Source organism: Rhodococcus sp. PSi06 (genome assembly GCF_054960675.1).
The window spans coordinates 172933-197910 of the sequence record NZ_JBHNYO010000003.1; the positions used below are offsets into that span (position 1 = coordinate 172933).

19 protein-coding genes are annotated in these 24978 nt (G+C 64.6%); 11 read left to right on the forward strand and 8 right to left on the reverse strand.

Annotation, left to right across the window (positions count from 1 at the left end; all coding sequences use genetic code 11):
- Positions 1 to 42 precede the first annotated feature (42 nt).
- On the reverse strand, positions 43 to 507 hold the full coding sequence (locus ACFI9K_RS05540; RefSeq protein ID WP_032404793.1) for a gamma-glutamylcyclotransferase: 465 nt from the start codon (positions 505 to 507) through the stop codon (positions 43 to 45).
- A gap of 182 nt (positions 508 to 689) precedes the next feature.
- Between ACFI9K_RS05540 and ACFI9K_RS05545 the strand changes: the two genes are divergently transcribed.
- From ACFI9K_RS05545 to glpD, 3 genes are all read left to right on the forward strand, one after another.
- Positions 690 to 2093 carry an NAD(P)H-quinone dehydrogenase gene (locus ACFI9K_RS05545; protein WP_222092939.1) on the forward strand — a complete coding sequence of 468 codons (1404 nt, stop codon included), beginning with the start codon at positions 690 to 692 and terminating at the stop codon, positions 2091 to 2093.
- A 139-nt stretch (positions 2094 to 2232) separates the two neighbouring features.
- Positions 2233 to 3456, forward strand: a complete 1224-nt coding sequence (locus ACFI9K_RS05550; RefSeq protein ID WP_462662587.1) for an aminotransferase-like domain-containing protein — start codon at positions 2233 to 2235, stop codon at positions 3454 to 3456.
- 102 nt (positions 3457 to 3558) lie between these two features.
- Positions 3559 to 5289: a glycerol-3-phosphate dehydrogenase gene (glpD, locus tag ACFI9K_RS05555; protein ID WP_462662588.1), complete on the forward strand. Its 1731-nt coding sequence runs from the start codon at positions 3559 to 3561 to the stop codon at positions 5287 to 5289.
- Between the two features lie 148 nt (positions 5290 to 5437).
- Here the strand turns inward: glpD and ACFI9K_RS05560 are convergent, their stop codons facing one another.
- Complete coding sequence (locus tag ACFI9K_RS05560; protein WP_462662589.1) at positions 5438 to 6220, reverse strand: DNA-formamidopyrimidine glycosylase family protein; 783 nt, start codon at positions 6218 to 6220, stop codon at positions 5438 to 5440.
- A 36-nt stretch (positions 6221 to 6256) separates the two neighbouring features.
- Complete coding sequence (locus tag ACFI9K_RS05565) at positions 6257 to 10798, reverse strand: ATP-dependent helicase (protein WP_462662590.1); 4542 nt, start codon at positions 10796 to 10798, stop codon at positions 6257 to 6259.
- Between the two features lie 94 nt (positions 10799 to 10892).
- Here ACFI9K_RS05565 and ACFI9K_RS05570 point away from each other — a divergent pair, with 94 nt between their 5' ends.
- The gene (locus ACFI9K_RS05570; RefSeq protein WP_462662591.1) at positions 10893 to 11144 is read left to right on the forward strand and encodes a modification methylase HgiDII; all 252 of its coding nucleotides are present in this window, start codon (positions 10893 to 10895) and stop codon (positions 11142 to 11144) included.
- 57 nt (positions 11145 to 11201) lie between these two features.
- A complete protein-coding gene (locus ACFI9K_RS05575) occupies positions 11202 to 11720 on the forward strand; it encodes a DnaJ family domain-containing protein (RefSeq protein ID WP_462662592.1) in 519 nt (172 codons plus the stop codon).
- On the opposite strand, the gene ACFI9K_RS05580 is transcribed toward ACFI9K_RS05575, so the two are convergent.
- Both ACFI9K_RS05580 and ACFI9K_RS05585 read right to left on the reverse strand, forming a co-directional pair.
- Entirely contained in the window at positions 11704 to 13269 is a 1566-nt protein-coding gene (locus ACFI9K_RS05580; RefSeq protein WP_462662593.1) for an NAD-dependent epimerase/dehydratase family protein, read from the reverse strand. The two genes, ACFI9K_RS05575 and ACFI9K_RS05580, sit on opposite strands and share 17 nt — an antisense overlap.
- On the reverse strand, positions 13266 to 14495 hold the full coding sequence (locus ACFI9K_RS05585) for an aminotransferase class I/II-fold pyridoxal phosphate-dependent enzyme (protein WP_462662594.1): 1230 nt from the start codon (positions 14493 to 14495) through the stop codon (positions 13266 to 13268). Before ACFI9K_RS05585 ends, ACFI9K_RS05580 begins: the two co-directional genes overlap by 4 nt.
- A gap of 380 nt (positions 14496 to 14875) precedes the next feature.
- Between ACFI9K_RS05585 and ACFI9K_RS05590 the strand changes: the two genes are divergently transcribed.
- The gene (locus ACFI9K_RS05590) at positions 14876 to 15994 is read left to right on the forward strand and encodes an acyl-CoA dehydrogenase family protein (RefSeq protein WP_462662595.1); all 1119 of its coding nucleotides are present in this window, start codon (positions 14876 to 14878) and stop codon (positions 15992 to 15994) included.
- 3 nt (positions 15995 to 15997) lie between these two features.
- Here the strand turns inward: ACFI9K_RS05590 and ACFI9K_RS05595 are convergent, their stop codons facing one another.
- Complete coding sequence (locus tag ACFI9K_RS05595) at positions 15998 to 16600, reverse strand: ribulose 1,5-bisphosphate carboxylase large subunit (protein ID WP_462662596.1); 603 nt, start codon at positions 16598 to 16600, stop codon at positions 15998 to 16000.
- A gap of 54 nt (positions 16601 to 16654) precedes the next feature.
- Here ACFI9K_RS05595 and ACFI9K_RS05600 point away from each other — a divergent pair, with 54 nt between their 5' ends.
- The 3 genes from ACFI9K_RS05600 to ACFI9K_RS05610 all read left to right on the forward strand — a co-directional run bounded on the left by ACFI9K_RS05600 (position 16655) and on the right by ACFI9K_RS05610 (position 19085).
- The gene (locus ACFI9K_RS05600) at positions 16655 to 17839 is read left to right on the forward strand and encodes an NAD(P)H-binding protein (protein ID WP_462662597.1); all 1185 of its coding nucleotides are present in this window, start codon (positions 16655 to 16657) and stop codon (positions 17837 to 17839) included.
- A complete protein-coding gene (locus ACFI9K_RS05605; protein WP_462662598.1) occupies positions 17839 to 18549 on the forward strand; it encodes a lysostaphin resistance A-like protein in 711 nt (236 codons plus the stop codon). Before ACFI9K_RS05600 ends, ACFI9K_RS05605 begins: the two co-directional genes overlap by 1 nt.
- A gap of 98 nt (positions 18550 to 18647) precedes the next feature.
- Complete coding sequence (locus ACFI9K_RS05610) at positions 18648 to 19085, forward strand: Lrp/AsnC family transcriptional regulator (RefSeq protein WP_222092951.1); 438 nt, start codon at positions 18648 to 18650, stop codon at positions 19083 to 19085.
- Here ACFI9K_RS05610 and ACFI9K_RS05615 read toward each other — a convergent pair.
- Positions 19057 to 21771 (reverse strand): molybdopterin-dependent oxidoreductase, encoded by a 2715-nt coding sequence (locus ACFI9K_RS05615; protein WP_462662599.1) that lies wholly within the window; start codon positions 21769 to 21771, stop codon positions 19057 to 19059. The two genes, ACFI9K_RS05610 and ACFI9K_RS05615, sit on opposite strands and share 29 nt — an antisense overlap.
- A complete protein-coding gene (locus tag ACFI9K_RS05620) occupies positions 21768 to 22580 on the reverse strand; it encodes an FAD binding domain-containing protein (protein ID WP_462662600.1) in 813 nt (270 codons plus the stop codon). Before ACFI9K_RS05620 ends, ACFI9K_RS05615 begins: the two co-directional genes overlap by 4 nt.
- 181 nt (positions 22581 to 22761) lie before the next feature.
- On the opposite strand from ACFI9K_RS05620, the gene ACFI9K_RS05625 reads away from it, so the two are divergent.
- Both ACFI9K_RS05625 and ACFI9K_RS05630 read left to right on the forward strand, forming a co-directional pair.
- On the forward strand, positions 22762 to 24330 hold the full coding sequence (locus ACFI9K_RS05625; RefSeq protein ID WP_462662601.1) for a PucR family transcriptional regulator: 1569 nt from the start codon (positions 22762 to 22764) through the stop codon (positions 24328 to 24330).
- 9 nt (positions 24331 to 24339) lie between these two features.
- Positions 24340 to 24972, forward strand: coding sequence for a DUF2461 domain-containing protein (locus ACFI9K_RS05630; protein WP_462662602.1), 633 nt, complete (start codon positions 24340 to 24342; stop codon positions 24970 to 24972).
- The last annotated feature ends 6 nt before the right edge of the window (positions 24973 to 24978 follow it).

The following is a 24978-nucleotide window of genomic DNA, read 5'->3' on the forward strand; positions in this document are numbered from 1 at the left end:
TGGCGTCGGTGATGAAGAACTACTTCTGAGCCGTTCGCCGAGCTACGAGGCGGTGCCGGGACCGACGTTGCGGCTGTTGCGAGTTCGTAGGTCTCGAACGTATTCGGCTGGGGCACCCGCGATTTCGGCTGCTTCGGCCATCACTCCGAGATACCGGGCCGACGGTAGGCCACCCTCGTAGGCGTCGAGCACGTACATCCACGCCAGCACCGGCTCACGGCCGGTCTCGATGCGAAGTCGGATCTTGCGGTGAATGCCGAGTTCGGAACCCTCCCAGCGATCCAGGCTCTCCTCGTCCTCGTCGGATACGTCGTAGAGCACGACGAATACCTGCGAGTCGGGATCCTCGACGATCGTGGCCAGTGCGCCTTCCCAGCCGATGTCACCGCCGCCGAAGGTCAACCGCCAGCCGTGCAGCCACCCGGTTCCCGACAGAGGCGAGTGTGGGCATCGCTGCAACATCTGCTCCGGATGCATGTTCGATCCGTAGGCGGCATAAATTGGCACGTCGGCCAGCCTAAACCGTATCGGTGCCGGTTGACGCGTCGTGGTCCCGTTTCGGTGAGTCGTCGCAGGTCCGCTCCCGTGCCGGGTGACCGAAGCGTGCCCTACCGACGCGCCGGGGCAGCCTCTGCAATACCGTTGAGGAGACAAGGCGAGGAAATTTCGAGCACTCGAGAAGAGGATCAATGACCCGGATTGTGATCATCGGTGGTGGTCCGGCAGGGTACGAAGCAGCATTGGTAGCAGCCCAGCACGGCGGGCAGGTGACGCTCGTCGATTCGGACGGTATCGGCGGTGCCTGCGTCCTGTGGGACTGCGTGCCGTCGAAGACGTTCATCGCGTCGACGGGCATTCGCACCGAGATGCGTCGTGCCAGCGACCTGGGCATTTCGCTCGATCCATCGCAGGCCGCCGTCGCGCTTCCGAAAATTCACGACCGAGTCAGAAGTCTCGCGCAGGCACAGTCGGCGGATATCGCCCACCGCGTCACGTCGGTCGGCGTCGACATTCTGGCCGGCCGTGCCGAGATGATCGACAGCCACGTCGGAATGGCGTCGCACCAGATCAAGGCAGTGCTGGCCGACGGTGAAGAGCGGATCCTCGACGCCGACGTCGTTCTCATCGCCACCGGAGCCCGTCCCCGCGTCGTCCAGGGAGCAGAGCCCGACGGCGAACGCATACTCAACTGGCGTCAGCTCTACGACCTCGAGGCCTTGCCCGAGCACCTGGTAGTCGTCGGATCGGGTGTGACCGGTGCCGAGTTCGTCTCGGCCTACACCGAGATGGGCGTGAAGGTCACCGCGGTCTCGAGCCGCGATCGCGTCCTCCCACACGAGGACGAGGATGCCGCTCTGGTCCTCGAGGACGCGTTCAACGAGCGCGGCGTCACCCTCGTCAAGCACGCACGTGCGGATTCGGTCGTCCGCACCGACAACGGCGTTCTCGTCACGCTGTCCGACGGCCGCACGGTCGAGGGCAGCCATGCGCTGATGACCGTCGGATCGGTTCCCAATACCTCCGGTCTCGGGCTCGAGAAGGTGGGCATCGAACTCGACAAGGGCGGCTACCTGCGGGTGGATCGGGTGTCGCGCACTCCGGTCGCCGGTATCTACGCGGCCGGTGACTGCACCGGACTGCTCCCGCTGGCGTCGGTGGCGGCGATGCAGGGACGCATCGCGATGTATCACGCGCTGGGTCAGGCCGTCAGCCCGATCAAGCTCAAGACCGTGGCCTCCGCGGTGTTCACGCGGCCCGAGATTGCGTCGGTCGGCGTGGCGCAATCGAAAATCGACGCCGGTGACGTGCCGGCGCGCGTGGTGATGCTTCCGCTCACCACCAATCCGCGCGCGAAGATGAGCGGGCTCAAGCGCGGATTCGTCAAGATATTCTGCCGCCCGGCCACCGGCGTCGTCATCGGTGGTGTCGTGGTCGCACCGAGTGCGTCGGAGCTGATTCTTCCGATCGCCATGGCGGTACAGAACAACTTGTCGGTGAACGACCTGGCGAACACGTTTTCGGTGTACCCGTCGTTGTCCGGATCGGTCATCGAGGCTGCGCGTCAGCTGATGGCGCACGACGATCTGGACTGATCTCACTATGTGAGAATTAAATTTCATGATTCGGTAGCACGTGAGACAGTCGAGGGAGCGGACACACCCGTCCGCTCTCTCCTCGACTCAGCGGATCCGCGGGCCGTTCCCCCGTTCCTGCTGCCCTGGAGTCTCTTCGATGTCCGACATCTGCCTTCCCGCCGGCTTGGCCCGACGCACCGCGTCGCTCTCCAGCTCGGCCATCCGTGACCTGCTCGCCCTCACCGCTCGTGACGACGTCATCAGCCTGGCGGGCGGTCTGCCGGCCTCCGATCTGATCCCTGTCGACCGCATCGCGGCCGCCGCCGAGACGGTGCTGCGCAGCACCGATGCCGTCCAATACTGCGAGACCGCCGGTCATCGCGCGTTGCGCCGCGTGATCGCGGCCAGAGAAAGCGCCGTGCGCGGGGGAGTGGCGGTTCCGACGGACACCATCGTCGTCACGCATGGATCGCAGCAGGCGCTGACGCTGCTCGCGCAGGCGCTGATCGACCCGGGTTCCGTTGTCGTCGTCGACGAGCCGGCGTATACCGGTGCGCTGCAGGTTTTTTCGATTGCCGAAGCGCGGATCGAGGCGATCGCGATCGACGCCGACGGGATGGACGCCGCCGAACTCGAACGACGGTTGACGACGGGACTGCGTCCCACCGTGGTGCACACGGTTGCCAACTTCCACAATCCTCGCGGCGTCACGATGAGTGAACAGCGTCGCCGTCATCTCGCGGAGCTGGCGGATCGATACGGATTCTGGGTGATCGAGGACGATCCGTACGGTGAAATCTGGTTCGAGACAACTGGTTCCGCGGGCGGAACAGGCGCACCACCCTCGCCGATCGCCTGCTGGTCCGATCGAGTCATCAGGCTGTCGAGCGCGTCGAAGATCCTGGCTCCGACGCTGCGGGTGGGTTGGTTCGTGGCCCCGCCCGCCGTGTGTGCGGCCGTCGAGCTTCTCAAGCAAGGTGCCGATCTGTGCGGTTCCTCGATGACGCAGCTGATGGCGGCGAACATGCTCGGCGACACGGCGTGGTTGGACACGCATTTGTCGATTCTGCGTCGCGAGTACTCCTGTCGAGCAACGGCATTGACCGATGCCCTCGCCGGCGAGTTCTCCACTGCGCTCACGGTGTCGAGCCCGGCGGGTGGAATGTTCGCCTGGGCCACGTTCGAGGACGGGACCGACACGACGGAGTTGCTGGAGGAGTCGCTACGCTGCGGTGTCGCCTTCGTGCCAGGAGCCGCCTTCGCCGCGGCCGAGCAGTATCGACGCTCGCTTCGATTGAGTTTCGCAGGATCGACCCCTACGGAGCTGGCGGACGCCGTGCGCAGACTGGGCACGGCACACGCGTCCATGCGAGTGCGCTGACCTCGCAGAGCGTCGTCGGCAGGTTCTGCGCGTAGCGGACCCGGGGCGGTAACCTGACGAGCAGGCAACGTGCGGGGTTTCTCGACCAACAGGGAGCGTCCAGTGAGCAACCGATCGAATACTAAGTTCCTCGGACCCACCCAACGGGTGGAGGCGTGGGACCAGCTCGGATCGGAGCAGTTCGACGTGGTGGTCGTCGGCGGGGGCGTCGTCGGCTCCGGCGCTGCCCTCGATGCGGCGACGCGAGGTCTGAAGGTGGCCCTGGTCGAGGCGCGTGATTATGCGTCGGGCACGTCCTCTCGCTCGTCGAAGATGTTCCACGGCGGACTCCGCTACCTCGAGCAGCTCGAGTTCGGACTCGTGCGCGAGGCGCTGCACGAACGGGAACTCTCGTTGTCCACGCTCGCACCACACTTGGTCAAGCCGTTGAAGTTCCTGTTCCCGCTCACTCATCGCATGTGGGAGCGCCCGTACATCGCCGCGGGCATCTTTCTCTACGACCGAATGGGTGGGGCAAAATCGGTGCCGCAGCAGAAGCATCTGACGCGCTCCGGTGCATTACGGATGTCTCCCGGCCTCAAGCGAAAGTCGCTGATCGGCGGAATTCGCTACTACGACACCGTCGTCGACGATGCCCGACACACCATGACAGTCGCCAGGACGGCCGCGCATTACGGCGCGGTGGTGCGCACGTCCACCCAGGTGGTCGGGTTCCTGCGGGAGGCAGATCGGGTATCCGGTGTGAGGGTGCGCGATTCGGAGACCGGTGCCACCACCGAGGTGCGCGCACACGTGGTGATCAACGCCGCAGGAGTGTGGACGGACGAAATCCAATCGCTGTCCAACATGCGCGGGCGTTTCCGGGTGCGTGCCTCCAAAGGCGTGCACATCGTGGTGCCCCGCGATCGGATCGTCAGTGAAGCCGCAATCATTCTGCGCACCGAGAAGTCGGTGCTGTTCATCATTCCTTGGGGTGCGCACTGGATCATCGGTACCACCGACACCGACTGGAACCTCGATCTCGCCCACCCCGCCGCGACCAAAGCCGACATCGACTACATCCTGAACGAGGTCAACGGCGTACTCGTCACTCCGCTCACCCACGCCGACATCGACGGCGTGTACGCGGGTCTGCGGCCACTGCTGGCCGGCGAGAGCGACGAGACCTCCAAGCTCTCCCGCGAGCATGCGGTCGCGCGGGTGGCACCGGGACTTATCGCCATCGCAGGCGGCAAGTACACGACCTACCGGGTGATGGCCGAGGATGCGGTCGACCTGGCGGCCGAGGACATCCCGGTGCGGGTGGCGTCCTCGATCACCGAGAAGGTGCCCCTCGTCGGTGCCGACGGTTACTTCGCCCTGGTCAATCAGGCACCGCATCTGGGCGAGATGTACAACTTGCACCCGCATCGAGTGACGCACCTGCTGGACCGATACGGCTCGCTGATCGACGAGGTGTTGGCGATGGCGGACGGGAAACCCGAACTGCTGCAACCACTCACCGACGCACCGTCCTACCTGCAGGTCGAAGTGGTCTACGCGGCGGCGGCGGAAGGCGCGTTGCACCTCGAGGACGTGCTGTCGCGTCGCACCCGAATTTCCATCGAGTACTCGCATCGCGGAATGAACTGCGCGGGTCAGGTAGCGGCATTGATCGCTCCCGTTCTGGGCTGGGACGAGGCCACGGTCGATCGGGAAGTCGACACCTATCGCGCCCGGGTGGAGGCCGAGATCGAATCGCAGCGTCAGCCCGACGACGAGTCGGCGGACGCCTTGCGCGTCGTCGCTCCGGAGGCCCGGCAGGAAATCCTGGAGCCTGTTCGCGCGGTCTAGCGGGTTCTGACCAGCGATCGGGGTGCGCGTGCCGCCGTTGCGCCGGAGACGGCCATGATCAGCAGTGTGAGTATTGCCAGTGTCAACATGAGTTCCATGGTGATGGGTGAATCTGTGAGCAGGCTTGGTCTTCGCTGACAGGACGTTGTCAGACGGGTCCGCGTTGGCAGTGTGGGCAGTAGTAGATCTGCCGTTCCTCGAGTGGGTTGTCGCCGATGAGGCCGAACTCGATGGTTGTTCCGCACCGTCGACACGGCTTGTTCTCCCGGCCGTACACCCAGAAGTGTCGGCCGGGTCGTCGATCTCCGGTGGTGACGCGCTGATTGCGATCCTTGTTGGCCATGATCAGCCGATAGGACAGGTCGATCGTTTTCTTCAGATTTCCGGCGTCGGCGACCGGCGTGCGCGGATCGACTCCACGCAGAAAGCAGATCTCGTTGCGGTACACGTTGCCGAGCCCGGCGATGTTGCGCTGATCGAGCAGAGCGAGTCCGACGGGACGAGCCGGATCCGACTCCAGATTTGCCAGGGCGACGTCCGGGTCCCAGTCGGGCCCGAGTAGATCCGGTCCGAGGTATCCGACGGCGTCGTCCTCGTTCTCGATGATGTCGAGCACTCCGAGTTCGAAACCGATGGCCTGCGCGTGGGCAGTGTTCAAGATGATTCGCGCCTGGAACGCCGGGCGGCGCCACTTCGCGCCGGGTGCATAGACATGCCAGGTGCCCTCCATCTTCAGATGGGAATGGATGGAGTATCCGCCGATTCGAATCAGCAGATGCTTGCCGCGTGAGGCAACGGATTCGACCGTCTCGCCAGTGAAATCGACTGTGGCGTAACGGGGCACACGAATGTCGCAGGTGGTGAGCTGCTGGCCTTCGAGCGCCGCCCGCAGGGTGTTGGCGGCGCGCCAGACGGTATCGCCCTCGGGCATCTGCGTCCTCTCTGGTTCTTGGAAAGTGTGGGGGCTTCAGCGCCGGAGGCGTAGTCCGCGAGGAGTCGCCGAGAATCCGGCCTCCGTCAGTGTCTTCGAGAAGTCGGTTCCGTGGATATCGTGGCCGTTGATCCGTTCCACCAGCAGCTTGTCCACTCCACCGCGCTTGACCGTACCTGCCAACGCTGTTGCCGCAGAAGCGATGTCCTCGGTGTTGTCTCCGAAGGTCAGTACCGACTTTCCGCCGCGCTCCACGAACATCGTCAACTCGCCTCGAACGAGTACGACCAGGGCTCCGGCCTTTCGACCCGGCCGATGTTTCGTCGTGTCGTCGTTCTCTTCGCCACCGGCCTTCGGCCAGGGCAGTGCGCCGCCGTACGGGTTGGCCGGATCGCAGGACGCGAGCACGACGGCGGTGGCGTTCTTCTTCGGTTCGTCGTAGCTGCGGAGCCGGTCGACGACGTCGGAGGTGGAGAACTGAGCACCACCGAGGGAATCGACGAAGTAACCGCGACGGCACCGTCCGGAATCCTCGAAACCGGTGAGCACCTTGTACATCGTGGCGAAGCCGCCGGGTACCCCCTCGTTCATCACCGAACCGCGAGTGACGACGCCGTATCGTTCGAGAAGTACGTCTGCGGTGGCATGAGCGCGAATAGTGAGGTCCGGTTCGAGATCGGGCAAACGCGACCACCGACCACCGGCCGTGGGTGGCCCCGTTCTGGTGGGCAGGGACGGCCGCTCGAACTGGCGGTAGGAACGTAGTCGCGGTGTGCGACGTGGTGAGCGATGACTCGGAGCAGAGCGGGTGGTCGTCGAGTTCAACAGTGCTCGCAGCGGCGCGAACGTATCGTTGCTGAGCCGCCCGGCCCACACCAACTCCCAGAGCGCAGCCTGCAGAGCAGTGTCGTCGGTGCTGCCGACGGTATCGGAGAGCTGGCGAAAGAAATACGCGCCGCCGTTCGCCACCGCGTCCTGAATGCGAATCTGCAACTCCGACAAGTCGGATTCGGCTGCCGGTACCAGCGTCAGTGGTGCCGTATCGGCCATGTGCAGGCTCACCCAGCCGTCCTTGGACGAGATCGCCCCGTGTCCCGACCACAGCACTTCGCCGGTGGACGTCAACTCGTCGAGCATCGCCGGACTGTAATCGGTCACCCGGGAGGCGAGTACGAGCGATTCCCAAGCCGAGGCCGGAACCGGAACGCCCGCAAGCTGTTCGATGACCGTGGCCACGCCGTCGATTCCGGTCAGGCGTCGGCTGTCGACGTGCTGCCAGGCCGGTAGGAAGCGGCCGAGAGTGGCTGTCGAGACGGGCTCGACCTCCTGCCGCGCCGCCGCGAGCGATCGACGACGTAGGCGCCGCAGAACCTCGGCGTCGCACCACTCGCTTCCCGTTGCCCCCGGTCGAAATTCACCCTCGACGACGCGTTTGTCGACGGACAATCTGCGCAGTACGTCGCGCACGACGGCAGTACCGACGCCGAAGCGCGCCGCTGCATCGTCGAGAGTGAACGGACCGTGGGTGCGGGCGTATCGACTGATCAAATCCACCAGCGGGTCCTCGACGGGCTCGATGAACGCGGCCGGAGTACCGATGGGAAGTGGAACACCGAGCGCGTCGCGGAGTCGGGCCGCGTCCTCGATGGCCGTCCACCAGTTCTTGCCGGCGAACGAGACCTCCATCGCCCGCTTCGCGTCAGCCAGTTCGGTGAGCCACTGGGGGAATTCGTCGCCGTTGGTGCGCAGGCCGACTTCATCGACGGTCAACGGGCCGAGCAGCCGAAGCAGATCTGCAACGCCTTCGATGTCCTTGGCGTGTCGGTCCTCGGGCAGCCTTTGCAACTCGAGCTCGGTGGTGGTGATGACGCTGTCGTCGAGCAACTCTCGGAGTTCGACGCGTCCGAGCAATTCGGCGAGCAGCGCGGAATCGAGCGACAGCGCGGCTGCGCGACGTTCGGCCAGCGGGCTGTCGCCCTCGTACATGAAGGCGCCGACGTAGTTGAACAGCAACGAATTGGCGAACGGCGACGGTGATGGCGTCTCGACGTCGACGATCCTGATCTGGCGTCGGCCGATGCGAGCGAGGATGTCTTCGAGGGCGGGCAGATCGTAGACGTCCTGCAGGCACTCGCGCACGGTTTCGAGCAGGATCGGGAACGTGGGGTATTTACGAGCCACATCGAGCAGCTGTGCCGAACGCTGCCTCTGTTGCCAGAGCGGTGCGCGCTTGCCGGGGTTTCGGCGGGGCAGAAGCAGTGCGCGAGCGGCACATTCGCGAAATCTCGACGCGAACAAGGCCGATCCGCCGACCTGCTCGGTGACGATGTCGGCTATCTCGTCGCGCTCGAACACGAACAGCTCCGCACCGGGCGGCTGGTCGTCGGTATCGGGTAGCCGGACGATGATGCCATCGTCGGAGGCCGTGGCGGCGGCGTCGATGCCGTACCGCTCGATCAATCGTGCACCCACGGCCAGTGCCCACGGCGCGTGTACCTGCTGGCCGTACGTGGAATGCAGTACCAACCGCCAGTCGCCGAGTTCGTCGCGGAAGCGTTCGACGATCATCGTTTTGTCGGTGGGTAGCTGGCCGGTGGCCTCCAACTGCTCGTCCAGCAGAGCGATCAGGTTGTTCACTGCGTTGGCGTCGAGTCCGTCTGTGCTCAACCGCTCGGCAAGATTGCTTCTATCGGTGGTGCTCCGAAGGAACTCGCCGAGCGCGCGGCCCAGTTCGGCCGGTCGGCCGAGACCGTCGCCGTGCCAGAACGGCAGTCTGCCCGGTTGGCCGTACGCCGGGCTGACCAGTACGCGGTCGTGGGTGATCTCCTCGATGCGCCAGCTGGTGGCACCGAGCGCGAAGACGTCGCCTACCCGCGATTCGTAGACCATCTCCTCGTCGAGTTCGCCTACCCTGGACTGCTTTTCGCCGACCATGTAGACGGTGAACAATCCGCGGTCCGGGATGGTGCCGCCGGAGGTGACGGCCAACCTCTGCGAGCCCGGCCGGCCGGTGAGGGTGTTGGCGTCGCGATCCCACACCAATCTCGGGCGGAGTTCGGCGAATTCGTCCGAGGGGTAGCGACCCGAGAGCAGATCCAGGGTCGATTCGTAGGCCGAACGGGGCAGCGTTGCGAAACTGCCGGTGCGGCGGACGGAATCGAACCAGTCCTCGGCATCGATGGGTTCGAGGGCACAGGCCGCGACGGTCTGCTGAGCCAGCACGTCGAGCGGATTGGCGGGGACGAAGAGTGCCTCGATCTTGCCCGACGTCATGCGCTCGACGGTGACCGCGCAGTGGATCAGGTCGGTGCGGTGCTTGGGGAACAGCACGCCCTTGGAGATTTCACCGACCTGGTGCCCCGCGCGTCCGACGCGTTGCAGGCCACTGGCCACCGAGGGCGGTGCCTCCACCTGCACCACCAGATCGACTGCGCCCATGTCGATTCCGAGTTCGAGACTGCTGGTGGCGACGACGCAGCGCAGGCGACCGGTTTTCAGGTCGTCTTCGATCAGCGCGCGCTGGTCCTTGCTGACGCTGCCGTGATGGGCCCGTGCCAACAGAGGATCTGCACCGTGGTTGACGTCGGATGCGGTACCGACCTGGGACGGTGGCTTGTGCTCGGTGTTCACATCGCCGCCGATACGTTCGGCGTACACCTCGTTGAGCCGTGCGGTGAGGCGTTCGGCGAGCCTGCGCGAGTTGGCGAAGACGATGCACGAGCTGTGTTCGAGGATGAGATCGACCATCTTCTCCTCGACGTGCGGCCAGATCGATCCTTGGGCCGGGGGAGCGGCCGAGGTATCGGCGTTCGCATCGGTGACGCCGAGTTCGGTCATGTCCTCCACCGGCACCTGCACCGTCAGGTCGAACGTCTTCGGTGCCGGCGGTGCGACGATCTCGATGGGAGCGGCGCCGGCCAGGAAGCGCCCGACCTCCTCGTGTGGACGCACGGTTGCGGACAAACCGATCCGCTGCGCCGGCTTGTCCAGCATCGCGTCGAGTCGCTCGAGAGACACCGCCAGGTGCGCGCCACGTTTGGTGCCTGCCACGGCGTGCACTTCGTCGACGATCACGGTGTCGACCTCGGCCAGGATGTCTCGCGCGGCCGAGGTGAGCATGAGGAACAAGGACTCGGGAGTGGTGATCAAGATGTCCGGTGGAGTCTTGATCATCGTCCGGCGATCGGCCGCGCTGGTGTCCCCCGAGCGAACCCCGACGGAGATCTCGGGCGGGTTCAGGCCGAGGCGCTTGGCCGTCTGGGTGATGCCGACCAGCGGAGCTCGCAGGTTGCGCTCGACGTCCACTGCGAGTGCCTTGAGAGGCGAAATGTAGAGGACCTTGGTCTTGCGGGTGCTGTCCGCACCCAGTTGAGCCAGCTCGTCGAGAGCCCACAGGAACGCGGACAGAGTTTTGCCCGAGCCGGTGGGGGCGACCACCAGGGTGTGCGACCCACTGGAGATGGACGACCACGCACCGAGCTGCGCCGAGGTGGGGGCCGGAAATGCGCCGGTGAACCACTCACGAGTCGGCCGCGACAGCTTCTCCATGATGTCGGTGCCGATACTGTGCGTGGCCATCCCACCATCATGCCCCGAGGCACCGACAGGTAACCCCGAAGTACGTGGCCGTGCGCTGCGGTGTCGTTTGTCCCGATTCGGGTACCCCGTCGCCATGACGGACGACCAAGAGATCATGCAGAAGATATCCGCGAAGCTCGACGCTCTGCTCGGCAGCAAGACCAACGGCTTGCAGAACGAGGTGCCTCCGGGTGCGAGCATGCAGTCCGACGAGGACGATGCCGAACACGGGCCGCTCGGTCGCGACTACCACCTGGCGAGCAAGTACGCCCAGGCGCTGGCCATCAACGAGCCACAGGTGATCGACCGGGACGAGTTCGATCGGCTGGTCGCCGAATACGGGTGACCGGCATCGGCCCCGCAACGTGGCGAACACAGCGATGACGGTTCTACAGTCGATGGGGTGACCGAACGGAAGAAGCCAGGAGTCACGTTCGAGTCCTGGGTGGACAAGCAGATACGTCAGGCCCAGGACGAGGGTGCCTTCGAGGGGCTCGAAGGGGCCGGTAAGCCGATTCCCGCGGGCGATCCTCGGGACGAGCTGTGGTGGGTACGCGGCTATTTGAAGCGGGAGAATCTCCCGGCCGACGCACTGCTGCCCACCGCGCTTCAACTGCGCAAGGAAATCGAACGGCTGCCGTCCACGTTGATCGGCATCCGGCGCGAGGACTCTGCGCGAGATGTTCTGAACGAGTTGAACGCTCGCATAGTCGACTGGATCCGGTTCCCCACGCCGCCCATCGTTCCGCTGGGGCCGGTCGATGTGGAGGAGTGGCTCGAGACGTGGCGAAGGAACCGCGCCGAGGTGGACCGACTCGAGCGTGAGCATCGCTCACTGTCGGCCGAACCCTCGGCGTCGGTACCTGCCACGGCAGCACCGTCGTGGTGGACACGCCTTCGAACCTTCACCTGGCGGCGCTGAGACCCACCGTCGTCGTACACAGGGCCAACGCACCGGCGGCGTTCGACACGAACTGGATGCCGGAGGTGCCGTCGACCCGGATCTTCGACGGCGCAAGCCCATCGGAGCGGGTCGGTTGTTCCAACGTCGTCCAGCCGGTCGCCCGTCTCAGAATCCCGCCTATCAGCGTGTCCGCTGCATGACGGGTTCCGCCGCGCAGGGTGATCGGTGCGGTGTCGAGCTCGGTTCGCGCGAATCGCAATGCAGAGTCCACGGCAGCAGTGGTCTGCGCCGCCGAGGATCGGCCGCGCGGACCGGTACTCAAACCGTGCCCCGGTAGATCGAGGACCACGACGTCGACGCCTCCGGCAGCGATGTCCGAGGCCAACGGAGTCAGATACCGCGCATGCAGACCGGCGTCGGCAACGAGCACCACCGACTGCTCGGATTCGACGCCCGCCCTGTGAATTTCGACGTGCACGCTTCCGTCGCCGGTCTCGAGCTGGCGATGTTCCACCCGCAAGGCTTCGATCTCCGCCCGGCTCAATGCGACAGCCTCCGACGCCGGGCGCAACGCTGCTTCGCAGGCGCTGCCGCGTGCGAGGGCGTCGCCGCGGCGCAGTAACGGCTTGCCCTGCAACAGAATCATTACCGCGGCACTCTCGTGTGCGGTGAGTGTCGGTGCCCAGCCGGTCGCGCGGCCGAGGGCCGAGGAATCGACGATGGGCTCACCCGGCGTGACCCACTGGCCGGAGAACGGGGTGAGCCCCAGCCTGAAGGCCACGTTCGCGACGTGTGTTGCGGCCTTCTGCGGGACGTCGAACATCAACTGCCCCTGCATCGCAGCGAGTTCGCGCACACCAACCCAATCCACCGGACCCAGGTTGTACGGGCCCACGAGGTCGGTCTTGGCCGCACGGTGGAATGCGTCGGCCATATCGTCCTGGTACAGGAATTGATACGACGCCCGATCCGCGTCGGGGAACGCTCCGATCGGCCCGGTGAACTGATCGATCCCATCGTTGGCGAAATCGGGTCCGACGATGTACGTGCACCGCAACATGGAGATGGTCATCTCACCGGGGTGCCTACGGAGCCACCACTCGGCGTAATGCTCCACCTCGGCCTTGTCGTAGAAGTAATAGCGATTGGGATCGCCTGCGGGATAACTGTCTTCGGTGAGCGGCTCCGGAGCGATGTCGGCACCGTAGGCGTTGATGCTCGACGCGATCACCATTCGGGTGACGCCCGCTCGGTAGGCAGAGTCGATGACGTTGCGTGAGCCGCGCAGGTTGATGTCGTGGGTTTCGGTCTTGTCCTTGAGCTCCTCGACCACGAACGCCAAGTGCAGCACGACGTCGCATCCGGCGAACGTCTCCTCGAGGTCGGGAGAGCGAATGTCCGAGCGAAGCGAGGTGAACTTGGAGTGCGTGATTCGGGCTGGGCGACGGGCTATTCCGATGACCGAGTCCACCTCGGGGTCATCGAACAGCCTCGGCAGTATCGCGGCCGCGAAGTCACTGGTGGCTCCGGTGACCGCGATCCGCAAGCCCCCGTGGTGCTCGCTCATTTCGGCAGTTCCGCGACGGCCTCGATGATCTGCTCGGTGGCGGTCGCGAGCTGCTGTTCGGTGTGCGTAGCCATCACGCACAGGCGAATCAGTGCACCGGATTTCGGCACGGCCGGGTGCAATGCCGCACTGGTGAAAATCCCCCGGTCGTACAACGACTTCCACAGAGCCAATGCCTCGAGATCCTCACCCACGTGCAGTGACACGATCGGCGAGGCGGTGTCGCCCGTCGGTGTGGTCGATCGTCCTGCAACATCGAGGCCGGCCGATTGCAATCCACCGCGGAGAATCTCGGCATTGTCGAGGACCCGTCGGGCACGGTCTTTGCCCTCCGCGCTGCGGATCAGGCGGACCGAAGCCAAGGCGGCCCCCAGGGCGGCGGGCACGCCGGACGTCGTGAACAGAAAGGCGCGCGCCTTGATGCGAAGCGTGTCGATGAGATCGTTCGAACCGGTGACGAAACCACCGGTAGAGCTGGGGCTCTTGGAGAGCGATGCCATAGCGATGTCGACATCGTTGTTGATCCCGAACAGTTCGGCCGCGCCGGTGAGCTCGGGGCCGTAAATGCCGAGGCTGTGTGCTTCGTCGACCATCAGGGCTGCGTGATAGCGCAGGCAGAGGTCCGATATTGCATCGAGAGGGGCGAGATCACCCTCCATGGAGTAGAGGCCGTCGACGATGACCAGTACGGCTCCGTCGTCGACGACGGGCAGCTCCAATTTCGCTTCCAGGTCGGCCATGTCGTTGTGCTTGAACTTGACCACGGTCGCGCCGGACAATGCGCTGCCGTCTCGAATCGACGCATGAGCTGCCGAGTCGACGATGATCGTGTCGCCGGGACCGACAATCGCGCTGATCGTGCCGAGATTCGTCTGGTAGCCGGTGGTGAAGACCAACGCATCCTCGGTCCCGTGCCACTGCGCTATCTCGTGCTCGAGTTCGACGTGGAGATCCAGAGTGCCGTTGAGCAATCGGCTACCGGTCACTGCGCTACCGAACGTGTCCAACGCATGCTGCGCACCTTCGACAACCTTGGGGTGGTCGGCGATGCCGAGGTAGTTGTTGGACCCGAGCATGATCTTGTCCACGCCTTCGACCCGTACGACGGGTGCCACGGCGGACTCCATCTTGCGGAAGTACGGGACGACATCTGCTTCCCGCGTTGCGCGGAGCAGGTCGACTCGTTCGTCCCCGCCGAGCCGTTTGATCAGTCTGTTGACAACCATCGTGGACCAGAACTCCTCACAGAGTGGATTGTGGTTTGTCGCGAATTCAAAGGGCTATTCGGAGCGGGTTGCGTCGTCGGATCGGTATTTCGCCAAAGAATATTCGATGTTGTAAAACACAGTGCTGCGACGGACATCGGTGGGTAAAGGGGTCCGTAAAAGTGATTCATGCCTTTTTTGCGAGAGAAACTTTACGAGACCTTTAGTTTATCCGTGCAGGTCACGGGGTACCATCGACCGTCAGCGCGAATTCAACTGCTCCACCGCTGTGCTTATAAAGCCCAAGGCCGCTTTGTCCCGATCAATTGACGGTACAGAAATGGCGTATGCGGCAATCAATTAGTGACACACAATCGATTAGTGATTCGAGGAGATGAACTGTGACCGGATTGATGGTGCGCGAAAGGGAAACGCTCGAGAAGTACATGCCGGGCCTCCTACAGTATTTGGACGACACTCCGCTGGACCGACTCGAGTCTCGCGAATCGGACGCGATCGACAAGTTCAAGGAGTTCGGCGGCACCGGTTTGGTGGTTCCGGCCGAATTGGGCGGTCTCGGCGCTCCAGCGATCGACGCGGTCCGGGCACAGCGGGCGATCGGGTCGCGTTCGCCCTCGCTCGGCGCGGGAACCACGATGCACCATCTCTCACTCGCATCCCTGACCGAGTTCGCGCGCGATGCGACCGAGGACGACCGTGCGCTGATCAAGGGATTGGTCGAGCAGAAGGCGATCGTCGCGTCCGGATTCTCCGAGGGCGTCACCGGCGGAAGTGTGTTCATTCCGACGATGACAGCGGTGAAGAAGGGCGACAACTACATCGTCAACGGAAGCAAGAAGCCGTGCAGCCTGGCTCGCTCGATGGATCTGCTGACCTGCAGCGTCGAAATCGACTCCGGTGACCGCGCCGTGGCTCTGATCCCGGCCAGCCTGCCGGGTATGAGCGTGAAGCCGTTCTGGACCACCGACATTCTGGCGGGCGCGCAGAGCGAGGAAGTTCTGCTCGAGGACGTCGAGGTACCCGCGAGCCTGGTCCTGCCCAACAAGGACGACGATCCCGATGGCGTGCACGAGATGACGGGTTACCTCTGGTTCGGAATGTTGATCTCCGCCAACTACATCGGTGCAGCAACCTCGTTGCTCGAGAAGATGATCGAGCAGGACAAGGGCGACTACGAAGGCTACGTCAGGGCGGCTGCAGAACTCGAGACGTCCATGGCCGCCATCGAGAACGTCGCCCGAGCCTTCGACGAAGGTGAACGCGGACAGGACATCTCGGTGAAGTTGTTGTTCAACCGCATCGCGATACGCGACGCGCTGATCCGCAGTAGCTCGGCGGCGATCGAATCGCTCGGCGGGATCGGCTTCATCAAGTCGCCCGACATCGGCTATGTCGCAGCGGCCCTGCACGCTTTCGCGTTCCATCCGCCATCACGACGGTCCATTTCGGAGACCCTGGCCCGGTTCCACGCGGGCGAGGATTTCGCCTTCGTGAAGTAGTGGTCAGTCGACGGCGCGCTCGTCGTCGTTGAGTTTGTCCTCGCCTCGGTTTCGGAAGAACTTGAACCCGGGAATGCCGATCACAGCGCGTCGCACATCTTTGGTGACTCCGAGCAACTCGTGAATCTCGGGGGATACCGTGTCGAGGGTCGCGAGGATGGGGAGCAGAGCCTCCATGTGATCGAGGAGGCCGGGTAGCTGATCGACCATGGCAATGGCTGCGTCGACCTCCTCGTCGGACAAGTTGTCGACGAACCTCCGCGCCATGGGCTCGGCCTGCTTGGCTATGGGATCGAACAGTTCGATCAGTTCGAGCGCGGTGTGCGAGGCAACCGATGCCGATGCGACGACCTCGTCGGCCGCACCGGTTGTCCGCTGCACGCTGGCCACGACCGCGTCGGCCGAGTCGATCACTCGATCGATTCGTGTCATCAATGTCTCTATGTGGTTCAACAGTGCTTCGATTCGACCGGGCAGGGTAAGCGCGAATTCGGTCGTGGTGATCATCCAGCTCACACCGACCCGCGCCACTGCAACTCCGCGTCGAAGCACCGTTTCGGTACCGAGTGGATCGGGGAGCGCCACACCTGCCAACACCAGAGCCATAGGAGCGACAATGCCACACCGACACCACGCCCCGAGTGCCGTTAGCCTCGTAGCATGAGAGCCCTCGTCACCGGTGCCAGCGGATACATCGGGTCTCGGCTGGTGGCAGCACTGCTGGCCGACGACGTCGACGTCGTCGTCGGTTCTCGCACTCCGAGCAACCTGCGAAGCTTCGACTTCTACGACGCCGTGACCGCGGTGTCCCTCGACGTCACCGACGAGCGCTCGTGTGCTGCCGCGTTCGAGGAGATCGATCACATCGACGTGGCGTACTACCTGGTGCACGCCATCGGTGAGTCCGACTACCGCGCCCAGGATCGGCTCTCGGCAGAGCAGTTCGCTGCAGCGGCAGCCCGGGCCGGTGTGGGGCGAATCGTGTACCTGGGTGGCTTCGTACCCGACGACGACCAGCTCTCCGAGCATCTCGCGTCTCGTGCGGACGTCGGGGAAGCGTTGGCGGTGGACGGCGTCGAGTTGGTCTGGCTTCGAGCCGCCATCGTCATGGGTGCCGGTTCGACGTCGTACGAGATGTTGCGCTACCTCGCCGATCGCTTGCCCGTACTGCCGCTGCCGAGCTGGCTCGCCGAACCGGTACAACCCATCGCCGTCGACGATGTGTTGCATTACCTCGTCGCGTCTGCGGACAGCGATACGGTCCCGGCGGGCTCGTACGACATCGGTGGCCCGGACACGGTGCCGTACCGCGATCTGGTGTTCGCCTACGTCGAAGCGGCCGGTCTGCAACGAATCGGGATCCCGGTGCCGTTCGTGCCCACCTCGCTCGCCGGCAAGGTGATCGGCCTGATAATTCCGGTTCCGGCCGGGCTCGCCGAGGACCTGGTGGGTTCGTTGCACAACACGATGACGACGGCCGAGAGCCGAATACGTGAACTCGTTCCCGACCCTCCACGAGGTCTGACCACCATCGCAGACGCCATGGCCCGTAGTGTGCGGGGCATGGTGGGCGAGCCTCCCGGTGTGTGTGCGCTGAAGGATCCGCTTCGGTTGGCGAACACCGATGCGGCGTGGAGCGGCGGCGATGCTCTGGGAGTGCGGCGGCGCGGCGTCGCGGTGTCCTCCGACCGCACCTGGGGCCTGATCGAGGCGCTCGGTGGGCGGCGACTGCTGTCCTCGAAGCCCGTGGCGGCCGCGGTGCGAACCAACCTGGACGTGGCGGCCGGTGTGAATCGACGCGTGACATCGGCGGTGCGTCGTCTGACCGATACCGAGGAGGCGTGATGGCAACGTGGTCGACGACCGCGCTGAAGGTGATGAAATCCGCTCTGGTCGACCCGGTGGAGCGCGATCACCGAGAGTCCGACGCTGCATTCCGCAAGCGTCGGATCATCGTGTTGATCACGCTGGTGATCGGTGCAACGGTGCTCTACTTCTCCCTCAAGGTGGAGCCGGGCGATCCGTCGTTCTACGCACTGACTCTGGTGTTGGCCGCGGTATGGATCATCGGTGGAATACTCTCGGGTCCACTGCATCTGGGGCGCATAGTGGTCGGTGGGTCGATCCGGCGTCCGATCGTCACACCCATTTTGATCGGCCTGGCGGTGGGTGGGGTGTTCATGCTCGGCGGGCTCGTGGTGCGGCAGATTCCCCCGTTGGCCGATTTCACCGAGAATGTACTCGCGCACGCCCGCGTGGGATCGCTGGTGCTGATCGTGTTCATCGCGCTGCTCAACGGTGTGGCCGAGGAGATCTTCTTTCGCGGAGCGTTGTACGCAGCGATCGGCGTGAAGCATCCGGTGATCATCTCGACGGTCGTCTACGCGATCGCCACCCTCGCGTCGGGCAATCCGATGCTCGGCTTCGCCGCGGTGCTGCTCGGCTACGTGATGGGTCTTCAGCGGCGTGCCTCCGGAGGAATCCTGGCACCGATACTCACGCACGTCAGCTGGTCTGCGGTCATGGTGCTTGCTCTGCCACCGCTGTTCGTGTGACCCTGCACCGCTCGGCCGGAAAGAGGCACGAACACCGATTCTGCGCCAGAATCGGTCCTGCATGCTGGTTACGTCCGGAACTGGGCTAGATTGCGCAGGTGAGTGAAAATCTCGATCGCGTCGATCGTTTGATCATCGACGAGTTGGTGTCCGACGGCCGCGCCACGTTGGCGACGCTGGCGGAAAAGGCCTCGCTGTCCGTCTCGGCCGTTCAATCCCGGGTTCGACGACTGGAGTCGCGGCGGGTGATCCGCGGTTACACCGCGCAGGTGGATCCTGAAGCCCTCGGCCGGCCGTTGTCGGCGTTCGTGGCCATCACTCCCATCGACCCGGCTCAACCGGACGACGCTCCAGCCAGGCTCAAGCACCTCTCGGCCATCGAGTCGTGCCATTCGGTCGCCGGAGCGGAGAGCTACGTGCTGCTGGTGCGGGTCGAATCGCCGCGTGCACTCGAGCGCTTGCTGCAGGAAATCAGAGCCACCGCCAACGTGCAGACACGCAGCACCATCATTCTGCAGACGTTCTACGACCGGTGACGGCCCGCCACACGCGATCCGAGGACATCGGAAGGTGGTACAGGCGGGCCCCGATGGCGTCGCGGATGGCATTCGCCAGCGCCGGTGCGACGGGGTTGTAGGGAGACTCGCTCATCGACTTCGCACCGAACGGCCCCAGCCGGTCGTAGGTGTCCGCGAACAGCACTTCTGTCCGCGGAATGTCCGCGAACTGTGGGACGTGATAATTCCGGATCGAATCGGTGGTGACCAGACCGGCACCGTCGGTGCGAATCTCCTCGTACAGTGCGCTACCGACAGCTTGCGCAACGCCACCTTCCACCTGACCGCGGCACTGCTGCGGGTTCATCACCGTCCCAGCGTCCGCGCTCTGTACCGACTGCAGAATCTGCACGGTGCCGGTCTCTTCGTCCACGGCCACTCGGAAGGCCTGAACGTTGAACGCCAGAGATCGCGGTAGCCCGCCGCTGTTGCCCTCGGTGACCAGTGAGCCACCCGCCGTCGCCAAGATGTGGTCGAGGGTGACGAATCGATCGCCGCACCGCACACCTTCGGGTCCCAGGACGCAGTCCGAGTGCCGTTGCCCGGTCACGGTTGCCGCGAGGTCGATGATCCGCGCCGACAACGCGCGCACTGCCGCGTACAGGGCCTTGCCGGCCACCACGGTGCCCGCCGAACCGAAGGCACCGGTGTCGTAGGTGGTGGAATCGGTGTCCGACTGAAAGACGCGAATGCGATCGACCGAGGTGCCCAGCTCGGTCGCCGCGATCTGAGTGTGCACGGTGGTGGTTCCGTTGCCGAATTCCGCTGTGCCGACGCGTATCTCGTAGCGACCCTCGGGCAACAAGGCTACCGATGTCTCGGCGCGGTGGCCACGTGGCGGAATGGTGGCGATCATGGCGACCGCCATCCCTTCGCCGACTTTCCAGCCCGCCGGGCCGTACTCACCGTTGCCGCGTCGCAGAGCAGCCTCGGCGAGGTCGATGCACTGATCGAGGCCGTAGCTGCCGAACTGCAGGTCGTCCTCTTCGAGATGGGCGGCGACGATGTCGTCGCCGGGCACGATTACGTTGCGTCGGCGAAACTCGAACGGATCCATGTCGATCTGACGTGCGAGATCGTCCATCGCCGATTCGATCGCGAACATCACCTGTCCCAGTCCGTAGCCGCGAAATGCGCCGGACGGAATGTTGTTCGTGTACACGGTCTTCGCGTCGACCCGCTTGTTTTTGCATCGGTAGATCGCCACGGATTCGCCGCACCCGTGGAACATCACGCCGGCGCTGTGATTCCCATAGGCCCCGGCATCGGTGAGAACGTCGATCGACAACGCGGTCAGCGTCCCGTCGGCGCTCGCGGCAGCGGTGACGTCGACCCTGAACGGGTGACGACACGGTGACACCGTGAACTCGTCGGTCCGGGTGAACTCGAATTGCACGGGCCGACCCGTACGAAGCACTGCCAGTGCCACGACGTCCTCGGTGAGCAATTCCTGCTTGCCGCCGAAGCCGCCGCCGACTCGCGCAGTGAACACGCGCACGCGCTCGCGCGGAAGGCCGAAAATCTCGCAGATCTCGTCACGAACAAGAAACGGAACCTGAGTACTGGTGCGCAGATTGAGCTTTCCGGTCTCGTCCAGCCACCCCACGGTGCCGTGGGTCTCGAGATGTACGTGTTGTACTCGCTGCGTCGTCCACCGTCCGGTGACCACCGCTGCCGCGCCGCGGACGGCGGCGTCGACGTCGCCGGTGCTGCCGTGCAACTCTGCCACCACGTTTCGGGACGGGTCGGCGATCCGGGCCGATGCGTCCTTGTCGCCGTGGATCTTCGGTGCACCTGCATCGAGCGCGGATTCGGGATCGAACACCGCGGGCAACACGTCGTAGTCGACGATCAGTGCGCGGCATCCGGCCTCCGCGGCAGCGACCGAATCTGCGACGACGATCGCGACCCGCTGGCCGATGAAGCGCACGACGGTATCGAGCACGTGGGTGTCGTCGGGATCGTCGACGCGGCGATCGTGGCGGGCCGTCGAGAATGCGGTGGTCGGGCTGTCTGCCGCGGTGAGCACGAGCACGACCCCGGGCACCCGCTCGGCGGCAGTGACGTCGATGGCGACGATGCGAGCGTGCGCATGCGGGCTGCCGAGCACTGCGGCGTGCAGCAGTCCCTGTGGTGAGTGATCGAGGGTGTAGGGCTCGGTTCCGGTGACGATTCGGGCGCTGGCCGGTGCAGCGAGGGATCGTCCGCACGCCGGGCCGTCGACGGTTTTCTCGGTGTTGACCACACCGCTTACTGCGTCGGCGATCGCCCGGTACCCGGTGCAGCGACACAGATTTCCCTTGAGCCGCTCGGGAAGTTCGTCCATGTCGTTCTCGGTCAGGGTCGATGCGGTGACGACCATTCCGGCCGTGCAGAACCCGCACTGGAAGCCGGCGGCTTCGACGAAGCGGCTCTGCACAGGATGCATGTCCTCCGCAGTGCCGAGGCCGGTAACGGTGGTCACGGATCGGTTCTCGGCCCGGTAGGCGGGGAAAATGCACGAATGCACCGGCTCACCGTCGACCAGCACCGAACAGGCTCCGCAATCGCCCGCGTCACACCCCTTCTTGACCTCGAAATGTTCGTGTTCACGCAGCATGGTGCGTAGGCACTGACCCGGTCGCGGCTCGACGTCGGTCGGTACACCGTTGATGTCGACGTTCATGACAACTCCTCGCGAATCTGCTGCGCTGCAGTAGAACTGATGTGTCGACGCCAATCCGGCGCACCGTGGGGGTCGTCGTACCACTGGTCGGGGCCGATCGCGTCGGTGAGAGCCTCGTCGAGCTCGGCGATCGTCGGCAGAGCCGAGAAGCGAAGTACGAACGGCCGGACGGTCGACGCGCTGACCGTCAGAACGAACTCGCCGCCGGCGTCGACCCGTCCGATCACGACGGCAGCCGACCGGCCGAGTGGGGACAGAGAGAGCGTGCGCACGGCCGTTCTCGCCTCGAGTGCGTGCCGCGGAATCGCGATGCTGCGCAGCACATCTCCCGGACGAAGTGCAGTGACCTGTGGGCCGGTGATCAGCTCGTCGATCGCGATGTCGTAGTCGTGTTCGGGGCCGTCTGCCGACCACACACGTCCGACGCCGTCCAGTGCTGCGGTGAGCGAGATCATGGCCCCGGCAGGCAGGGCCAGTGCGATGTTGCCGCCGACCGTGGCGGTCTTCCAGATCTTGAACGACGCCAGCAACGCAGCGGCGCAACGTGGGAACAATGCCACAGCGGGCCAGGGCGATTCGAATCTCGCCAACGCCTCGATCGTGCACGTGGCGGCGATCTCGAGACCGTACTCGGTGATCGTCAACGGCTCCCAGCCCAAAGCAGTGATGTCGACGAGAGTTCTCAGATGATCCTGCTTCTCCGAGAACAACCAGGAGCCACCGGCGAGGACAGCGGTGTCCGGACGCCCCGGAGGCAGGTCCGCGCGGGAGCGGGGAAGCAGAATGTTGTCGACAGTGCCGAGATCCATTGTCTTCGCTCACCTCGTCCTCGCCGGCAGGTCCACCGCTCGATGGGTCTTCACCGAACTCTAGTGACTTTCTGTTACCGATATTCGGTGCTCCGGCGATACGTCCGAAACTCCGCGGAAACAACCCGCGCATACGGTGAGCCGAACGAGTGCAGCGGTGCCGAGCAGGGGAGGGTGAACGGTGCAGGTCGCGGACTTGCTCGACGCCACCCGGCTCGGCATGCGATTGCTCACCTCGGATCCCGATGCGTGCGGCCGCACGGTGCGGTGGACGTACACCACGGATCTGCCGAATCCGTCCCGCTATATCGCGGGTGGCGAACTGGTCATCACCGGCCTCGTGTGGCGTCGAACATCGGCCGACAGCGAGGGATTCGTCCGGGCGGTAGCAGAGGCCGGGGCCGCGGCACTGGCGGCGGGGGAGGGTTTGCTCGGCCACATTCCACCGGATGTGGTCGACGCATGCGAGCGGCACGGGTTGCCGTTGCTGTCCGTACCCGACACGCTCTCGTTCGGTGAGGTGACCGAGTTTCTCGTCGGCCGCGTCACCGGTGACCGGATCGCCGCGCTCAACAGCTCGCTCATGCGGCAACGCCAACTGCTCACCGCGGTCGCGGACGGTAGGGCACTGGACGAACTCGCCCTGCACACCTCGAGAGAGACCGGGATGGCGTGCCTGATCTTCACTGCGACCGGGCGTCGGCTGGAAACCGAGGTCGCCGCGTTCTCCGATGCGGATGTGGACACCTTGACGCACGCCGCACTCTCGTCCGAAAGATTGCCCACCACAGCCACTCTCGATGACGGCGGGGTGTACAGCATCTTCGGGATCGGCCCTTCGCTCGCGCAGCGGACCATGCGGTGGTTTCTCGCGGTGGAGGGTGACGTGAACACGTTTTCTCCCGCCATCTCCGACGCATTCGGCCAGCTCGCCGTGATTGCCGCGCTCGATCGTGCTCGACGCGAGGAAGGTCGGCTGGTCCGGCGCGAAATCGCAGACCAGGCAGTGGCGCTGATCGAAGCCGACAGCACCAGGCCGGAGGCGCTGACGCGGTTACGGCAGGCCGGCGTCGACCCCGATCGGCCGCTCGTGGTCATCAGGGTCGTGCACAGCGGGCGCGTGGATCTGCGTGAGATGGTGCGGACGGTACTCAGCGACACCATCACCTCCTTCGGTGGTGGGTGCGTCGGTTCGAGTTCGCGCGCAGACATGGTTGCCATCGTCAACACCGAAAATCCGGACATCGCACAGGTCATTCGAACACGACTGTCTCGCTTGGGTTCCGGAATCGGGTGTGGCCGCCTGTTCGTGGGCGTGAGCTCGGAGGCCACCGGTCTCACCATCGACGGTGCACTGCGATCGGCTCGGCATGCCCTCGACAGGAGCACGCAGGGGACCGGCCCCGTCACCGTCACCGCCGGTGCGCAACCGACGTCGGCGGTGTCGATGCTGTCTTCACTGCCCGACGACGTCCGTCGCTCGTTCGTCGAGCATGTTCTGGCACCGTTACTCGAGTACGACCGGCGTGCCGATGCCGGTCTGACCGAGACGCTTCGTGAGTTCTTGGACACCGGTGGATCCTGGAACCGAACAGCAGACTCCATGCACATCCACCTCAACACGGTCCGGTACCGGATAAAGCGAGTCGAGGAACTACTCGGTCGCGATCTGGGCTCCACCGAGGATCGACTGGACGTGTACCTCGCCCTGCAATCCATCCCCGCGTCGTCGGCTACGGGAGCGGCATAGGATCACGGAATGACTGGCTTCACCGGAATACCCTTCGCAGCCCTCGACTTCTACGAAGACCTCGAAGCCGACAACAGCAAGATCTGGTGGAACAACCACAAAGAGGTCTACGACAACGCGGTCAAGGGACCGATGACGGCTCTGCTCGCGACTCTCGAGCCGGAGTTCGGCAGCGCCAAGGTGTTCCGCCCGTACCGCGATGTCCGGTTCTCCAAGGACAAGACTCCCTACAAGACCCATCAGGGTGGATTCGTAGCACGGGGCGACAGTCTCGGATATTACGTTCAGATCGATCCCGCCGGATTGTTCGTCGCGGGCGGCTTCTACAACAGTTCCCCGGATTCGATCGCGCGTTTTCGCAAGACCGTCGACGACGACGTACGTGGAGCCGAACTCGAGGCGCTACTGGCGACGCTGACGAAATCCGGGTTCGAGATCGGCGGCGACGTGCTGAAGACCAAGCCGCGAGGTTACGGAATCGACCATCCGCGAATCGAACTCCTACGGCACAAGACCTTGACCGCAGGCAAGCATTTCGGTTCACCCGCATGGCTCGAAACCCCGAAGGCAGCAACGACAGTGCGCGACGCCTGGCGTGCTCTGAGTCCGCTCGTGGAATGGTCTGCGGCACTTCACACGTGAGCGCGG

What these genes read in the sequence shown, in the direction of transcription:
- ACFI9K_RS05595 (WP_462662596.1), bottom strand. Translation starts at nt 16,600, where the DNA reads ATGGCTCTGGTGTTGGCAGGTGTGGCGCTCCCCGATCCACTCGGTACC.
- ACFI9K_RS05580 (WP_462662593.1), bottom strand. Translation starts at nt 13,269, where the DNA reads ATGAGCGAGCACCACGGGGGCTTGCGGATCGCGGTCACCGGAGCCACC.
- ACFI9K_RS05600 (WP_462662597.1), top strand. Translation starts at nt 16,655, where the DNA reads ATGAGAGCCCTCGTCACCGGTGCCAGCGGATACATCGGGTCTCGGCTG.
- ACFI9K_RS05630 (WP_462662602.1), top strand. Translation starts at nt 24,340, where the DNA reads ATGACTGGCTTCACCGGAATACCCTTCGCAGCCCTCGACTTCTACGAA.
- ACFI9K_RS05560 (WP_462662589.1), bottom strand. Translation starts at nt 6,220, where the DNA reads ATGCCCGAGGGCGATACCGTCTGGCGCGCCGCCAACACCCTGCGGGCG.
- ACFI9K_RS05585 (WP_462662594.1), bottom strand. Translation starts at nt 14,495, where the DNA reads ATGGTTGTCAACAGACTGATCAAACGGCTCGGCGGGGACGAACGAGTC.
- ACFI9K_RS05550 (WP_462662587.1), top strand. Translation starts at nt 2,233, where the DNA reads ATGTCCGACATCTGCCTTCCCGCCGGCTTGGCCCGACGCACCGCGTCG.
- ACFI9K_RS05605 (WP_462662598.1), top strand. Translation starts at nt 17,839, where the DNA reads ATGGCAACGTGGTCGACGACCGCGCTGAAGGTGATGAAATCCGCTCTG.
- ACFI9K_RS05615 (WP_462662599.1), bottom strand. Translation starts at nt 21,771, where the DNA reads ATGAACGTCGACATCAACGGTGTACCGACCGACGTCGAGCCGCGACCG.
- ACFI9K_RS05620 (WP_462662600.1), bottom strand. Translation starts at nt 22,580, where the DNA reads ATGGATCTCGGCACTGTCGACAACATTCTGCTTCCCCGCTCCCGCGCG.
- ACFI9K_RS05545 (WP_222092939.1), top strand. Translation starts at nt 690, where the DNA reads ATGACCCGGATTGTGATCATCGGTGGTGGTCCGGCAGGGTACGAAGCA.
- ACFI9K_RS05565 (WP_462662590.1), bottom strand. Translation starts at nt 10,798, where the DNA reads ATGGCCACGCACAGTATCGGCACCGACATCATGGAGAAGCTGTCGCGG.
- ACFI9K_RS05570 (WP_462662591.1), top strand. Translation starts at nt 10,893, where the DNA reads ATGACGGACGACCAAGAGATCATGCAGAAGATATCCGCGAAGCTCGAC.